Annotated in this window: 12 protein-coding genes and 1 pseudogene; 10 read left to right on the forward strand and 3 right to left on the reverse strand. The window is 43.2% G+C overall.

What is annotated here, in order from left to right; all coding sequences use genetic code 11:
• Positions 1-13 precede the first annotated feature (13 nt).
• From MKY87_RS00930 to MKY87_RS00940, 3 genes are all read right to left on the reverse strand, one after another.
• A complete protein-coding gene (locus MKY87_RS00930; protein ID WP_340962541.1) occupies positions 14-2,038 on the reverse strand; it encodes a beta-galactosidase in 2,025 nt (674 codons plus the stop codon).
• Between the two features lie 108 nt (positions 2,039-2,146).
• Entirely contained in the window at positions 2,147-2,974 is an 828-nt protein-coding gene (locus tag MKY87_RS00935) for an AraC family transcriptional regulator (protein ID WP_339783792.1), read from the reverse strand.
• A gap of 164 nt (positions 2,975-3,138) precedes the next feature.
• On the reverse strand, positions 3,139-4,497 hold the full coding sequence (locus MKY87_RS00940; RefSeq protein ID WP_340962542.1) for an alkaline phosphatase: 1,359 nt from the start codon (positions 4,495-4,497) through the stop codon (positions 3,139-3,141).
• Between the two features lie 283 nt (positions 4,498-4,780).
• On the opposite strand from MKY87_RS00940, the gene MKY87_RS00945 reads away from it, so the two are divergent.
• The 10 genes and pseudogenes from MKY87_RS00945 to MKY87_RS00990 all read left to right on the forward strand — a co-directional run bounded on the left by MKY87_RS00945 (position 4,781) and on the right by MKY87_RS00990 (position 15,838).
• Positions 4,781-6,595 (forward strand): family 43 glycosylhydrolase, encoded by a 1,815-nt coding sequence (locus MKY87_RS00945; protein ID WP_340962543.1) that lies wholly within the window; start codon positions 4,781-4,783, stop codon positions 6,593-6,595.
• 240 nt (positions 6,596-6,835) lie between these two features.
• Positions 6,836-7,150 (forward strand): ArsR/SmtB family transcription factor, encoded by a 315-nt coding sequence (locus MKY87_RS00950; RefSeq protein ID WP_036615511.1) that lies wholly within the window; start codon positions 6,836-6,838, stop codon positions 7,148-7,150.
• Complete coding sequence (locus tag MKY87_RS00955; RefSeq protein WP_340962545.1) at positions 7,147-9,615, forward strand: FAD-dependent oxidoreductase; 2,469 nt, start codon at positions 7,147-7,149, stop codon at positions 9,613-9,615. Before MKY87_RS00950 ends, MKY87_RS00955 begins: the two co-directional genes overlap by 4 nt.
• A gap of 142 nt (positions 9,616-9,757) precedes the next feature.
• The gene (locus tag MKY87_RS00960; protein ID WP_340962546.1) at positions 9,758-10,084 is read left to right on the forward strand and encodes an ArsR/SmtB family transcription factor; all 327 of its coding nucleotides are present in this window, start codon (positions 9,758-9,760) and stop codon (positions 10,082-10,084) included.
• A 66-nt stretch (positions 10,085-10,150) separates the two neighbouring features.
• The gene (locus tag MKY87_RS00965; RefSeq protein WP_340962547.1) at positions 10,151-11,452 is read left to right on the forward strand and encodes an arsenic transporter; all 1,302 of its coding nucleotides are present in this window, start codon (positions 10,151-10,153) and stop codon (positions 11,450-11,452) included.
• 38 nt (positions 11,453-11,490) lie between these two features.
• Positions 11,491-11,910: an arsenate reductase (thioredoxin) gene (gene arsC / locus MKY87_RS00970; protein ID WP_340914584.1), complete on the forward strand. Its 420-nt coding sequence runs from the start codon at positions 11,491-11,493 to the stop codon at positions 11,908-11,910.
• Between the two features lie 252 nt (positions 11,911-12,162).
• Positions 12,163-12,981 (forward strand): MerR family transcriptional regulator, encoded by an 819-nt coding sequence (locus MKY87_RS00975; RefSeq protein ID WP_340967357.1) that lies wholly within the window; start codon positions 12,163-12,165, stop codon positions 12,979-12,981.
• Positions 12,982-13,005: 24 nt separating this feature from the next.
• A complete protein-coding gene (locus tag MKY87_RS00980) occupies positions 13,006-14,190 on the forward strand; it encodes an MFS transporter (RefSeq protein WP_340962548.1) in 1,185 nt (394 codons plus the stop codon).
• Positions 14,150-14,461, forward strand: a pseudogene (locus MKY87_RS00985) (arsenate reductase/protein-tyrosine-phosphatase family protein); the annotation flags it as partial. The gene MKY87_RS00980 and the pseudogene MKY87_RS00985, both read left to right, overlap by 41 nt.
• A gap of 1,092 nt (positions 14,462-15,553) precedes the next feature.
• The gene (locus MKY87_RS00990) at positions 15,554-15,838 is read left to right on the forward strand and encodes a helix-turn-helix transcriptional regulator (protein WP_047843096.1); all 285 of its coding nucleotides are present in this window, start codon (positions 15,554-15,556) and stop codon (positions 15,836-15,838) included.
• Positions 15,839-17,011: the final 1,173 nt, after the last annotated feature.

A 17,011-nucleotide genomic window follows, 5' to 3' on the forward strand; every position in this document is an offset into this window, starting at 1 on the left:
AGTAACATCTCCTTTAATATGAAATGAATTGAATGATTTCAGCATCATAGGGCTCAAGCTTCAACTCAGAGACCATGGTCTGGCCTGACAGCATACCAACTGCCGTTTCCTGAAGGGGCACGGTCTGCGACTTGCCTGTTGTGTTGACATAGAGAGTATTTGTGTTGTCCAGATGACGAGCCACGACACCAGATGGTGTGGCGGGACCTTTGGCTATACCAAGTGTTGGATACAGACGATGCAGAAGCGCACTCAAAAACGTTGTATTGGCAGGCAAGGCCACATAGATTGCCTGACCCTGTCCATATTTATTGCAGGTGACCGCCGGGGAAGACTCACGTGTATTCGTGAAACTGGCGATGACGCTCGCGGTACGCGGCTCAAGGATCTCATAATAATCGATATCCGGCTGAATGTTTTCCGAATCCATGACGATGACCGGCTTCTCACGCTCCAGGCCAAGCTCGGTTTTTTCCAAACCTCCGGCATTCTCCCAAGGGGTATGGCTCCGCGTTCGAACAAATGCACCACAGCGGATGCCAAATACATCACTCAAGCCTCCAGGTAGGGTAGTATCAAATACCTGATTGTTCGCAGTGACTTTGGCAGAATAAGCCGTCATGATAACGGTACCCCCTTGTACAACAAAAGCCCGTAGTGTTGCAGCCGATTCTTCATCCATGATCGCGTGTCCGGGTACGATAATCAGCTTGTAGTTTTGATGAAGGCTGCGCAGATTGACGATGTTGCAATCCAGATTGGATTGTTCCAGAGCGCTGTAAGCTTGCAAAACCTGCCCCGTATAGTCGGTCTTGTAATAGCTTGGGTTGCCCGCCATAACCTTCAGTGTCTCGAAGGAGTAAGCAATGGCAATGTCCGGGTTCGTTTTTCTTGGCATATCCAGATCCTGCAACCGTTTGAATTCCTGTGCAATACGTGCAAATTCATCATATTTCCAGCCGGGTATGCCATCATGATCCACAAGACCAAACACATATTGCTCTTCGCCACCCAGCATTGTGCGCCAGGTCCAGGCACAGACGGCCTGCGCTCTGTGAATCAGAGACAGGTACGCATACATTCGCATCGCTCCCGGTGGAGAAGCGTAGCCGCCAAAGTCCCCAGTCTGGAATTCCAGACACCAGATCGGCCGATCCAACTCACCGATGCGATGGTCCATGAAGAAACACGCAGCAGTTAGCGCTTGTTTATCTTCCGGATTGGTCCCGGGATAGAAGCCAATGCCCGGCAAGTCGATCATTTCCCGGTACTGCTTCAGATAATCGAAACCGTAGCCCGGATTTTCCGACCAGTGGTTCGTTGTTTCTCTGACGTCTGGAGCTAATTCCCTCACGATGTCACTCAATCCTTGCATATAAGCCAACGTCTCATCGGAGTAAAAACGTGCCATATCCAGAAGGCGTTCTGGCGCACCTTTGACCTGTCCCGAAATCGGGAGGACCACATCACTGAAGCTGTTCAGTTTACGGGACCAGCGCTGTGCAGTCCAAGCTTCATTAAGCTGCTCGACCGTTGCATACTTATTACGAAGCCAGACCTCGAATCGGTCCCGGGCCGCATTGGAATAGGATGGAGCACCGGAGCCCAGCTCGTTGCATAATCCGAAAGCATAAAGGGCCGGATGATGTCGGTAGCGCATGACGAGTTTTCTGGCAAAATCATAAGCGTATTCTTGAAAGGTTGGATGACCGACATCCTCCATATATCTTGTTTGCGCTTCCATACGAAGGCCGCTCGGAGCACTCAAAGAAATTTCGGGATACTTTCTGTGCAGCCAAGTCGGAGCCGGACGGGTCGCAATATCCAGAATGACCTGAATACCCGCTTTCTCAAACAAGGTCATGACTTCGTCAAACCATGCAAAGGTGTAGTTTCCTTCGGATGGCTCGAAGCTGTCCCAGCATAAATGTCCGAGTCGAACGATTGTAAACGAAGCTTCACGCATCAAGTCGATATCATGCTGCCAGCGTTCGCGCGGCCAGTCGTGGGGGTGGTAGTTAGCGCCTGCATATAACATCCTGATCACCGCCATATAAAAATATTAAATATATCAATTATTTTAATAGCTGATGATCGGATAATATATATAATAAAAAATGAAGTTCATATAATAAAATGAAACTGATTAATGAAGTTCACGAAAACGTTGAGGCGTAATATTCTCAAATTTTCGGAAGGTAGAGACAAAATGGCTCACATCCAGAAATCCCACGAGAGAAGCAACGGTTTTGATGGTCATATGTTTGTTGTTCATTAAGTGTTCCTTCGCTTTCTGAATTCGCAGTTGAATCAGATATTGATAAGGGCTCATTCCAGTCGTCATGCGAAACAAGTAGTTTAGCCGCTGCGAGCTTAAGCCTGCATATTCCGACAGATCAGCCAAGCCGATTGAGGCATCATGAAAATGCTCCTCCATGAATCGAATCAAGGGTGCCAGTCGCGAGGATTGTTGGGAATAAGAGCGTTGGTTGTCCACTTGTCCGTAACGTTTCAGATCCATTAGAAATCGATACACAAACGTGGAGCTGTCCATTCCGCTGAATTCGGACTGCCGCCTCGCCAATCGGCTGGTAGTGTTATGAATTCTCGATAGCCTGGAATCGCCTTCCCAACGAATGACCTTGGATGTGGCCAATCCCAGAGAAGAGATGATCGTAGGGGCTAAATCACCACTAAATGTGATGTACCAAGTAGACCAGGGATGTGACGATGTGTAATAACGGTGCGGAACATGAGGTGGCAATAGAATTCCCTGGTTAGGCCCAAGTGTCATCGTGTTCCCCGCACATTCGAATTGCCCTTCACCGCCTGTCGTTTGCAGCCAGTGATAACAATGATAGCCATCAGGTCTATCAAATTCTTCTTGCCATTCGTTATAACCGGTTTGTTCCAAATAGATCGGCAGTGTACGGTCCAGATTAGTGACAAGCATCTGCTTCATGTAATGTTTCATGGTTTATCAACCGCTTTCATTTTTATATCTTTTTTTTAATTATAACGGATCATGTTGTTTTGTTTCATTTGATGTAGAGTGACAACCTCAGAAATGAAAAAAAACCCTTCTCTAAGAATGAAAGAAGAGAAGGGTTGATCCTAAAATATTGAATTATTATCGAATTACTGATGCTTGCTGAGAATATCAAATATGATCTTGGCATTATCTGTGTTATCAATCAAACCGGCGAAGCGATGACTTGCAGGGCCGTAGGCATAGACCGGAACATCTTCACCTGTGTGACCACCTGTTGTCCAGCCCGTATATGAACGGTTATCAATAATTGCTTCAATGGCATTATCAATCTTTGTTACGTCCGCACTTTTAGCTGCTTCTTTCACCGATTGAATCTCTTCCGGCTTCAACTCCAGTTTCAGATAACTTTTCAGTGTTTCTTCAACCGAAGCACCTTTTGCAATTTGTGCTGCCATGAAGTCAGGCGTACGCAGTGCAGCTTTGATCGGGTCTACGAAGAAGTTATACTCTCCGTCTTTTCCGAGCGTAAGTCCGCCCGTGGAGTGGTCGGCAGTAGCTACAACAAGTGTTTCACCGTCTTTTTTGGCAAAATCAATAGCTGCCTGAAATGCTGCTGCGAAATCTTCCATTTCACTCATTGCGCCAACGATATCATTATCATGTCCTGCCCAGTCGATCTGGCTACCTTCGACCATTAAAAAGAATCCTTTGTCGTTCGAACTGAGACGATCAATCGCTGTATTGGTCATCTCAGCCAATGATGGAGTTGCAGCACTACGATCAATCAACTTGTCCAGTCCTCCGTCCGCAAACAGTCCAAGAACTTGTTGATTCTTATCCGCAAGGAGAGAGGAACGATCTGTGACATAGCTGAATCCTGCCTTTTGGAACTCCTTCGTCAGGTCACGACCCTCGCGTACAAAATTGGATTTACCTCCACCAAGAAGTACATCCACCTTATGCTTGCCATTAATCAACTCATCATAATAATCGTCCGCAATTGCATCCATATTTTTTCGACTGATATCATGGGCACCAAATGCAGCTGGTGTGGCATGAGTGATCTCCGACGTAGCCACGAGTCCGGTGGACTTGCCGTTTTCTTTTGCCTGCTCAAGTACGGTTTTGACTTCCTTCTGCTCAGGGTCAACCGCAATGGCCGCATTGTAGGTTTTTACACCTGCCGACATGGCCGTTGCTGCGGAAGCGGAATCCGTCACATTTTGTTTATCATCATCCGGATAGGTCATTTGTGCTCCAACCAGATAAGGGTCAAATACGGTTTTGTCCATGCCCTTGGTTGAAGGATCATCTTTCATATAACGGTAGGCGGAAGTATAAGAGGTCCCCATGCCATCCCCAATGAGGAAGATGATGTTCTTGATTTGTTTTTTCTCCACACTTACAGCTTGAACGGCACTTGCTTGTCCGGCAGACAAGAGAGTAGAAGCCGATACAGCCAGAGTCAGCGCTACCGCTGGTAATACTCTTTTGGATAATTTCACAATGATTCCTCCTCATAATGTCTCAACAACAAAAATGAATGCATGAATCTATATTCATTTGTTCATCATTAAGAAGATTAGCATTTAATTGTAAATGAAAACCAAGAATTTTGTATACCTAAGGTAAAATAAAGGCGTTGTGTTAATTCTTTGCAGCATACGAGATTACAAAAATATACTCATTCCGCTATTTTTGAAGTATGATACAACATAAGTAGAACGCTCTCATTTTTATATTACTGTTAGTATAAGAACAATTTCATTTTCAGGAGGCTCTTTACCATTGACCAAAACAACTCCAAATTATGATGGGTATCTCTTTGTACATTTTATTGGCGAACAACCAGACGGAGAGCAGGTTTATTTCTCTTATAGCGAGGATGGTCTTCACTGGAAGGACCTTAATGGCGGCTCACCTGTGCTGTTTTCCGACCTTGGAGAAAAGGGGGTAAGGGACCCGTTTCTGATTCGTTCCGTCAAGGAAAATAAATTTTATCTGATTGCAACGGATCTCCGCATCGCAAGCGGTAAAGGATGGACTCATGCCGTTAATGCCGGGAGCCGTGACGTAATTGTATGGGAATCCAGCAATCTCGTGAACTGGTCATCCCCATGGAACGTCACACTAGGTGTTGAAGGGGCTGGATGTGTCTGGGCACCTGAAGCTGTGTATGATGAAATAACGGATGAGTTTCTCGTATTCTGGGCTTCTGCGACGCAGGAACCTCAGGAGCAAGAACGAAAACAAAAAATATACAGCGCTCGTACAAAAGACTTTCGTACGTTCTCGGCATCGGAAAAATACATTGAACGGGATAATCATATTATTGATACAACGATTCTTCCTTCAGCTGGCTCTTACTATCGATACTCCAAGGATGAAACAACCAAAAACATAAGGGTAGAAAAAGGTGACTCTCTGGACAAAGGGGCGTTTGTTACGCTGCAATCCCCAGTACTGGAGGCTGTGGCAGGTGTGGAGGGACCTCAAATCTTTAAATTCAATGACCGGGAGGAATGGTGCCTGATTGTTGATCGATTTGCTGAAGGCAAGGGTTATCTTCCTTTGTTGACTACAGATCTGGGAAGCGGAGAATTCCGAATCGTCCCTGATGATGATTTTGATATGGGAACGAATCAAAAGCGTCATGGAAGTGTCCTGCCAATCACAGCTGAGGAGTGCAGCCGGCTTCTCGCTGCTTTCGGGGATGGTCATCTGGTGCTTCCTGGACAATATGCCGATCCTGATGTCGCACAGTTTGGGGATCGTTACTATATGTATCCGACGACTGATGGTTTCGAGGGGTGGTCGGGTACACAGTTTAAGGTGTTTTCTTCTTCAGACCTGAAGCATTGGAGAGACGAAGGCGTGATCCTTGATCTGGGAACAGAGGATGTTGCCTGGGCAACCGGTAATGCCTGGGCGCCGGCAATTGCCAGCCGAAACGGAAAGTTCTATTTTTATTTCTGTGGCAAAATGCGGAACGGAGAGAGTGCCATTGGCGTTGCTGTAGCAGATACACCGATTGGTCCATTCCTGGCCGAGTCGCAGCCTTTAATCACAATGGAGCAGTTGAAACGTCTGGGCATTACCATGGGACAAGCGATTGATCCCTCTATCTATGTCGATGATAATGGAAAACCGTATCTGTTATTTGGCAATGGACATGCTGCCATTGTGGAGCTCGGTGAAGACATGATAAGTGTCGTGGAGGACACAATGAGCAACCTGGTGGGCTTGCATGATTTTCGTGAGGCGGTAACTGTGTTAAAGCAGGGGGGACTATACCATTTTACGTGGTCCTGTGACGATACAGGTAGTGAAGACTATCATGTGAATTACGGTACGTCAGAGCAATTGTACGGTCCTGTTACCTATCGATACCCGATTCTGAGCAAAAATGTCGAGAAGGGCATGCTGGGTACAGGTCATCACTGTATATTTAATAATTCCGAAACGGGTCAATACCAGATTGCCTATCACCGTTTTGTCACGCCACTATCCAGATTTTCCTCCGGTAAGGGATATCACCGCGAAATATGTATGAACCCACTTCTGTTTGGTAAGGACGGACTGATCCAGCCTGTTATACTCTAATATAAGACGTTTAATTAAATCGCTATCTATAAAGGCCTGATACAACATGAATGCCTGTCAAATGTCGCTTTTAGCGGTTTTTGCAGGCATTTTTATCATTTTTATCTTCCACCTGAAACCAGCCAAAACCGTAGGGTTGAGAGGGTATGCGACTTATTGAACGCATTAATTCCAGAATACATTTGACAGGCAAATCAATAAATCGTATTATTACGATATAACGATTTAGGAGGAATACTTTTGAACACTCCCGCTTTTGACAGCAATAACATTAAACAGTTCGATGAACCAGCTAATCTGCTGAAAGCTTTGTCTCACCCCATTCGTTTATGCATTGTTCGGGGACTGATGATGAAAAAAAAATGTAATGTCTCTTATATGCAGGAATGTCTGGATCTTCCCCAATCAACAGTCTCACAACACCTCCAAAAGCTTCGTAGTGCAGGTATTGTTGCTACGGAGCGAAATGGACTTGAAGTGAACTATGTGCTTGCCGATCAACGGGTTGAACAGATTATTAAAACTTTATTTGAAAAGGATGATTGTGAATCATGAGCAAAAAAGTACTTATTGTTGGCGGTGTAGCTGGAGGTGCTTCTGCAGCTGCACGTCTTCGCCGTCTGGATGAACATGCCGAGATTATTATCTTTGAGAAGGGACCCTATATCTCATTTGCCAATTGTGGTTTACCTTATTATATAGGTGGCACAATCGATGATCGAGAGCGTCTGCTGGTGCAGACGCCAAAAGGGATGGCAGATCGCTTTCGTATCGATGTGCGTACAAGAAGTGAGGTCGTAGCTATTGATTCGCAGAAGCGAGTGGTTAAGATACAATCCCAGGAGCGCGGTGCATATGAAGAAAGCTATGACGAGTTGATATTGTCACCAGGTGCAAAACCGATGATTCCCGATCTGCCGGGTAAGGACAATCCACTAATTTATACCGTACGAAGTATTCCAGACATCGATCGGATCAAAGAACAGGTAAGTTCTTCTAACAACAAGTCTTCGATCGTCATAGGCGGTGGATTTATCGGCGTAGAAATGGCTGAGAATCTAAAGGAAGCTGGTCTGGATGTAACGCTTATTGAGGGGAACGCACAAGTACTCACACCATATGATCCCGAGTTAGCAGCCGCATTGGCACAGGAAATGGAGAATCATGGTGTAAACCTGCTGTTTTCCAAGCGTGTTCAGGGATTCCATTCCCTAGAGCAGGGCATAGGAGTTGAACTTGCGGATGGTCATACGCTGACTGCTGACATGGTTATTCTTGCGATAGGCGTAACGCCAGACACCTATTTTTTGAAAGATAGCGGCGTTTCGCTGGGTGCACGTGGACATATTATCGTAAATGAAGCTTTGGAAAGCAGTGTGCCACATATCTATGCTGTTGGGGATGCCATCGAAGTTACGGAAACCATTCATGGTACGAAGGCAACGATTCCACTTGCCGGACCTGCCAACAAACAAGGTCGTATTGTTGCTGACCGTATCGCAGGGCTTCCTTCTACCTATAAAGGAACACAAGGTACGTCCATTATCAAAGTCTTTGGAATGACCGCAGCCACAACAGGCAGTAATGAGAAAACACTACAACGTCTCGGAGTGGAATATCAAACCGTTATCGTACACCCTGCTTCTCATGCATCGTATTATCCTGGTTCGAGCGCAATTACGCTTAAACTGCTGTTTACTCCGGAAGGTAAAATTTTAGGCGCACAAGCAGTCGGTTATGATGGAGTGGATAAACGAATTGATGACATTGGTGTAGCCATTCATTTTGGAGGACATGTCCGGGATTTGACAGAACTTGAACTGAGTTACGCGCCACCATTTTCTTCTGCCAAAGATCCCGTAAATATGGCTGGATATGCAGCAGAGAATATGATCACTGGACGTGTTCAGACCTTCACCTATAATCAACTGGCTGATCGTCAGCCGGAGCAGTCGATACTTCTGGATGTTCGCAGTGAAATTGAGCATCAAAATGGTCATATTCCGGGTTCACTCTCTATTCCAGTTGATGAGCTTCGTCAACGGTTAGATGAATTAGACCCATCCAAAGAAATCTGGCTATACTGTCAAGTCGGCTTACGTGGTTACACCGCTTCGCAAATTTTGCGCCAGCATGGTTTTAGCGCGAAAAACTTGAGTGGTGGTTATAAAACATACCGTCAAGCCCAGTTTAAGCCTGCTCCTTTTACTGCTGCAAAACAAGATCATCATGATCCTGCGGTGGACGTTAAGGAAAAAAAGTCTATTCCCACTGACTCAACACAGCCGCAACGTATTGATCATGACTTGAATGTATGCGGATTAAGTTGTCCTGGTCCGCTAATACAAGTGAAGCAGAAAATGGATCAACTCTCGAACGGGGAAACCCTTCGCGTGAAAGCTTCCGATCCAGGCTTCTATGAAGATGTCAAAGCATGGGCCACGATGTCGGGTTCCACAATCTTGCAGTTGGAAAGAATGAAAGGCGGTACCATTGAGTCCGTCATTGTTAAAAATACAGCACAACCCGTATCGGATTCCCCCATCAGTGATCCTGCCAGCACGATGGTTGTCTTCAGTGGTGATCTAGATAAAGCGATCGCCTCACTCATTATTGCAAATGGGGCAGCAGCGAGTGGACGGAAAGTAACCCTGTTTTTCACATTTTGGGGATTGAGTATCATTCGTAAGCCGCAACCGCAGAAGTTATCCAAAACCATGATCGGCCGTATGTTTGATATGATGTTACCTCGCGGTAGCCAGAAGCTTGGCATGTCCAAAATGAATATGCTCGGAGCAGGCCCGAAGATGATCCGTGGTTTGATGAAAAAACATCATGTACCTTCGTTGGAAGAATTGATAGAGAGCGCAATTGCTCAAGGAGTAGAGATTGTTGCCTGCCAGATGTCCATGGATTTAATGGGTATCCAACGTGAAGAATTAATAGACCAAGTCAAAATTGGTGGTGTAGGTTATTATCTTGGACAAGCATCACAAGCAAATCATAATCTGTTTATTTAAAAAATGATCATAAATTCCAAAAAGCGTTGATTCGAATTCGAACCAACGCTTTTTGGGCTTAATCATGAAGTAAACATTGACTTCATTTTTTTGCTATTATAATATAAGCATACACTTATATGTTGTTGAAGGAGGAAGTGCTATGGATTCTATGCAAGAGGTAGCGGATAAGCTTAAATTGTTGGGTGATAAAACACGCCTTACGATCCTTACACTCCTCAAAGAACGTGAATGGTGCGTGTGTGAATTTGTAGAGATTTTAGACATGTCACAACCTGGAATTAGTCAACATTTGCGCAAGCTGAAGGATCAAGGTCTGGTTAAAGAAAATAAACGTGGTCAGTGGGTATACTACTCTTTAAATGTAGAGAATACACCCTATATTAAATCTGTCCTGGAATTGATGCCAGATACAGCAACTATTCTTAAATCGTTAAATAAAGAAAACTTTACTTCAGTATGTAATTAATTTTTGATCGATATATAAGCATATCATTATATGCAAATATAAATTAAGTTGAACTGGAAGGGGGGCATGGTTTTGTTTTCTACGCTGTTAGCCTGCATCATCTTTTTGATTACACTTGTACTCGTTATTTGGCAGCCTAAAAACCTGTCCATTGGTTGGTCTGCTTGCGGCGGAGCAATCCTTGCTTTACTTGTCGGTGTGGTCAATTTGGAAGATGTATGGGATGTGACACAAATCGTATGGAACGCCACGTTTGCTTTTGTTGCAATCATTCTGATTTCACTAATTCTGGATCGTATCGGATTTTTCGAGTGGGCTGCCTTACATATGGCCAAAGCCGCTCATGGCAATGGTGTACGGATGTTTGTTTACGTCTCCATCCTGGGAGCGGTGGTTTCTGCCTTCTTTGCCAATGACGGGGGCGCACTGATTCTGACACCGATTGTTCTAGCCATGGTACGTGCACTGAATTTCGATGAGAAAAAAGTATTTCCATTCATTATCGCCAGCGGATTTATTGCGGATACAACTTCATTGCCGCTGGTTGTAAGTAACCTGGTCAATATTGTGTCTGCCGATTTCTTTGGTATTACGTTTATGGAGTACGCAGGAAGGATGTTTGTTCCAAATCTGTTCTCACTGGCGGCGAGTATCGGTGTACTATATCTCTTTTTCCGCAAGAGTATTCCTAAAAGATTTGATGCGAGTGAATTGAAACCTCCGGTAACTGCCATTAAGGATATGAAGATGTTTCGGTTGTCGTGGGTGGTGTTAGGGGTTCTACTTATTGGATACTTTACCAGTGAATTTATCGGAATTCCCGTATCTCTTGTGGCAGGTGTTGTCGCGATATTCTTCCTGATCATGGCCTCCCGGAGTTCTGCTGTACCGACTGCATTAGTTGTCAGAGAAGCACCTTGGGCCATCGTATTTTTCTCCATCGGCATGTATGTCGTGGTCTATGGTCTACGTAACGTAGGTTTGACCGATCTGATGGCCGTGGTCATTCAGGCTGTGGCGGATCAAGGATTGTTTGCGGCAACGATTGGTATGGGCTTTATCGCGGCAATTATTTCATCCTTGATGAACAATATGCCTACCGTGCTAATTGATGCGCTTGCCATTGATGCAACAACGGCTACAGGAACGGTTCGGGAGGCGCTTATTTACGCCAATATTATTGGATCAGACCTAGGTCCCAAGATTACCCCGATCGGTTCACTGGCGACGCTGCTCTGGCTTCATGTGCTTAGCACGAAAGGCGTCAAAATCTCATGGGGCACTTACTTCAAGACGGGTATCATAATCACGATTCCGACTCTGCTTATTACGCTAGTGGGTCTGTATCTGTGGTTAAGCATTCTATAAAAGCAATCTATAATTCAAGTAACGAGGAGACGATGAACATGAGTAAAAAAACACTGTACTTCCTGTGCACAGGCAATTCCTGCCGGAGTCAAATGGCTGAAGGTTGGGCCAAGAAATATCTGAGTGAGGACTGGAATATCTATAGTGCAGGAATTGAGGCCCACGGTCTAAATCCAAAAGCGGTTGCAGCCATGAACGAAGTTGATCTGGATATTTCGACTCAAACCTCGGACATCATTGATTCAGAGTTGTTGAACAATGCTGATTTCGTAGTTACATTGTGTGGAGACGCCGCGGATAAATGTCCAATGACACCACCACATGTCAAGCGAGAACACTGGGGATTTGATGATCCTGCCAAAGCGCAAGGGTCAGATGAAGAGAAATGGGCCGTATTCCAAAGGGTTCGTGACCAGATCGGGGAACGCATTAAAACATTTGCTGAAACTGGAAAATAGTACAAACCTGCCTGAGCAGGATAATTGAATGCGTACCGAGAGAATGCCACGATGAGTGGCATTTTTTTGTTCAAAAAAAATGAACGTTTCATTCAGAAACGGTTTTTTGACTTACCCATAACAGCAACATAGAGTGAAGACAAGGAAGGTATTTGATTTTAGATATAAAAATGAGAAGCATATATACCCTTGACTTTCCCCTGTACGGGAAACTATATACTCGCATTATGTTAAAAGATTGGAGATGATATGTTGTTCAAAATCAGTGCGTTTTCCAGGTTAAGCAGGGTCTCATTAAAAACACTGCGTTATTATGACCAGATTGGCATACTTAAGCCGAGAAAGGTAGATCAAGATACGGGTTACCGTTACTATTCCGTAGATCAGCTTCTCGAGCTCAACCGAATCTTCATTTATAAAGAATTGGGGTTTACGTTGCCACAAATCACACAGCTGTTACAGGAACATATTACATTGGAGAATATTCAAGGCATGTTTAAGCTAAAAAGAAGCGAAATTCAGCAGATTATTGATGCGGAACAAGCTAAACTCGTCCGAATTGAAGAACGCATGCAGCTTCTAGAGGAAGAGGGGCATGTCGAAACCGGGCAAGAAATACGAATCAAAGAGGAAGGTTCTCGGCAGTTTCTTTTTCAGACAGGGTGCGGAAGGGAAGAGGAGATACCGAGTTTATTTCATCAGTTTGATCAGTCATTAACAAAAGAAATGCGCCAACTAATCCACGGACCACAGGTTGTTTTGTGGAGAGAAATCGCTGGACAAGAGGAAGAGTTCGAGTTTGAAATAGGTTATTTCTTAACCTGTGAGCTGCGATCACCTCCCGACCCATTTCAACTGCGGACTCTTCCAGCTGAGCCCATGATGGCTACCATAGCTTATCGTTCCAATGCCACCTTTGCCTGTAAAGCCTGTGTTCATCTAGCTACATGGATTGAGAAGAATAACTATCAGATCAAGGAGAACGAAGCTGGTAGGGAATTATATTTACCCTTATCCCAAGAAAAAGATGCACAATTTATAGAAATACAAATTCCAATACTAAATAATTAACTGAAAAAGACGGAGTGGAGTAAATTGAAAAATAAATGGATCATATATATCTTGGCATTGGCTGTTTTTCTGATTGGAACCATTGAATACATTATTACAGGAGTCATTGAAATGATCGCCACAGACTTGAGCGTATCTACTTCCGAAGTGGGTTTACTGGTGACTGTGTTTGCTCTAGCAGCGGCCATTATCGCCCCGATTCTCATTGCATTTACAATAAATATGGATCGCAAGAAGTTACTGGTGTCCACCCTCAGTGTGTTTATAGCCAGCAACGGACTTATGCTTGTAAACCTTTCTTACGAAACATTACTATGGGTGCGAATTATTCAAGGGGCGAGCGGAGGAATCGCTACCGTAGTAGCGATGGCCGTATCGACACGACTGGTTGAAAAAGAAAAAAGGGGCAATGCCATCGGCATCATTTTGATGGGGCTAAGCAGTTCGCTTGTGCTTGGTGTCCCATTGGGTACATTTTTTAGTGAAATGTTTGGATGGAGAGTTCTATTTGTAATCATTGGATTGTTAAGTGTTCTTCCATTACTTATTATCTACAAAAAGGTTCCGGCAATCAAAGAGGAAGAAAAGATCACCCTCAGAATGCAGCTCTCCATTTTAAAAAATCCACTCATTCTGACTGCCTTGCTTATTACATTATTGTATATCGGCGGCTATTCGACACTGTTCACGTACATTACGCCTTTCTTACAAGCTACGTCTTCTCTTTCCATGACCGAGATAAGCGGTGTTCTGTTTCTCGCGGGAATTTGCAGCTTTGTCGGATCAAAAGTGGGCGGACAATTGGCAGATGCAAAGGGATCAAAGTTTACAATTTGTCTAGGCCTTCTGTTACAAGGCATAACTCTTCTTTTGTTTGCTCTAGCTGGATTTAATCTTATAATGTTAATCTTGGTTTTAATGATTTTTATGTTAGCAACGTGGAGCATATCTCCGGCCCAGCAACTATATCTGGTTACACTGGCACCTCGTAATCCCGACATTGCCCTTAGCGTAAATACATCGTTTATCCAATTTGGTTTTGCACTGGGTTCTGGATTAGGTGGGCTTGTGATCAATCGTACATCTGTCCTGTATTTGAATTGGTTGGGTTTTGCCGCTGTAAGCATTGCTTTACTTCTTGCCATACTGCTATTTAAGAAATCGAGAAGCAGGACTGGAGGACTACGGTCTCAATCCAAAAGCGGTTGAAGCCATGAACGAAGTTGATCTGGATATTTCAACTCAAACCTCGGACATCATTGATTCAGAGTTGTTGAACAACGCTGATTTTGTAGTCAAGTTATGTGGGTATGCCGCAGATAAATGTCCAATGACGCCTCCACATGTGAAGCGAGAACACTGGGGACTTGATGATCCTGCCAAAGCGCAAGGGTCAGATGAAGAGAAATGGGCCGTATTCCAAAGGGTTCGTGACCAGATCGGGGAACGCATTAAAACATTTGCTGAAACTGGAAAATAGTACAAACCTGCCTGAGCAGGATAATTGAATGCGTACCGAGAGAATGCCACGATGAGTGGCATTTTTTTGTTCAAAAAAAATGAACGTTTCATTCAGAAACGGTTCTTTGACTTACCCATAACAGCAACATAGAGTGATGACAAGGAAGGTGGATGATTTTAGCTAGGTAAATGAGAAGCATATACACCCTTGACTTTCCTCTGTACGGGAAACTATATACTCGCATTATGTTAATAGACTGGACATGATATGTTGTTCAAAATCAGCGCGTAATCCAGGATAAGTAGGGTCTCATTAAAAGGTCGAGTGGAGTAGATAAAATAATATATGGTGTTACTACATAGCGATGCTGTCTAAATTCCAGTGATCAGTTAACATGGTATTCAGGCACAGGTGAACCTTCTTATCTATTAATAGATAGGGGAGTAGCTTTCGGTAGACTGGACTACACAAGACCTTCTCCATAGCTAAAACAATGTTGCAGCAAAGAGGGAACCGTAAAACTTGAGTCTTCATGACTTATATGGATATTTGCAAAACTGAGTTAAAAGAAGATGAGAACTATGAAAATGGGAAATATAATGGGAAGGTGTATAATTCAGTTGAGAATATTGCTAATATAGCAAAAAAATTGGCACAATAATAAAGCGTTTTCTGTAAACTTGGTGTAATTTTATCGTCCTCTTACATAACGGTAGAGTATTGACAATACGCAAATGGGCGAAATATAATAATTAATAGTTAAGATATTATGAAATAATTCATAAGAATGTATAAATTTATACTATGTTCACTAAGCGGAAGAGTAGACTTATTTCCAAAACTAAGTATTGTTCTTTCCTACAGTCAGCAAGCTACAATCAAAGTTGGATTTCTTTTAGTTACTTAGTTTATGGAATTAACTCTGAATTGGAACAAACACTCAAGGAAGGATATAAAGTAGCTATTATAGATACACCTGTACTAAGCTTCTTTATGATGATTAGGTTCAACGCTCAGACTGATCAAGTGACTCGTTTCCTGAATTATGGAAGTAAAAGAGTACCGACGAGAACGTAAAAGTATATGCACTTTTTTAGGAGATGATTCATTGTGGCAAGAATACCACTACCGTACAAGACTGAAAACAACCTAACTGAACTATTGATAATGGAGCAAGCAAGAAGAGCAGCTGGAACTCGTGGCACTGCCCGACCATCTCTTAAAGAACTTGAGGAAGAATTAGCTACATACTGTAATGTTACGCAAGATACCATCAACCTGCTGAGACGTAATAAGCATCAACCATCGCTTCCGGTTGCAATCAAAGTATGTGAGTATCTACAAGTTCAAGTGGACGAAGTATTTAAGCTTATAGTCAATCCCAATTTCAAATAGGGTGGTAGGGCGACATTCCTGCTGCCTTTTTTTGCTATGATAGGCATTATATTAGTTAAATATAATAAGTTAAAGTAAACATGAGAATTGAGTAAATTACGATGGTTGAGACTTTCTCAAAAATTTCCACACATCTAAAACATAAGAAACCCAAGCTGACCTCGGTACACTGTCCTCGTCGGTTTGTTTAATTTACATGGTGGCCGTCCCATAGAGTTGTCGTAGACATGAGACGTTTACTAAAAATCTTGGTTTATGTAAACGACTAGTCAAGCCATTTTTTGTATGGATAAAAGTTTGGAAAGTGTTTAAAGTACCCGCCTATGGTCATTTAGTTGACTAAAAAGTTCGTAGTCCACAATCTTATTTTATTAAACAGGGCTTTCATGGCTGAAAGATAGAGCCATGAAAGCCTACTTGGCATCTCACTATTCGGGAACCTTGCGAGTTCCTTTTATATCGAAGTTTCTTACGCATGGTGGCTTGAAGACCAATCTTTTGAACCAAATACAGTACCGTCTTAAGATTTTCCATACTAGTTTCCACACAATGTGAAAAAAATTCTCCTCCACATCTTGATCTATCTTTTTCCTCTTCGAATTTGAGTCTTTATGAATATCTGTAAACTTCTCACTTTAATCTCCACACAAAAAAAACTTGTGTACAACTCTTAAACCCTGGTATTATTTTCGCGATCTCCAACTACTTAGCTGATAAAGCAATAATTTGTTTTACCTTAAACAAGCAACTTTTTTAAACATAGAACGACCATTGAAAATTGAGGGGGTCAAACATTATGAGCTAAATGCTAGTGATTTGAATAGATTAGCTACATTTACAGGAGAGAAGAAATAAAGATGAAAGTTAAGAAGGCCGTAACAGGCAGTAACTTCTACCACTGCGGCTATTATTCTTGCTGATTGATAAGAACACTGGACAACGCTCTACATACTCTTATTCGTATTACGTACCTAAGGTTATACTGGAGTTTTAGGGATTTAAAACAGGAAGCGAAATATGCTTAGGCTGAATTATTCAACCAGATAACGACAGAGTTTTGTAAGAGCATTGGCCTCTAAAGTAGGGCTCGGGGAAAGGACTGTGTAGTATTGAATTATGATTGCACGAAGTGCGGAAAGAGAATGAATGATATTTTAGAACATATATTACATA

The sequence above is a fragment of the Paenibacillus sp. FSL R7-0198 genome, from assembly GCF_038000415.1.
Lineage (GTDB): Bacteria > Bacillota > Bacilli > Paenibacillales > Paenibacillaceae > Paenibacillus.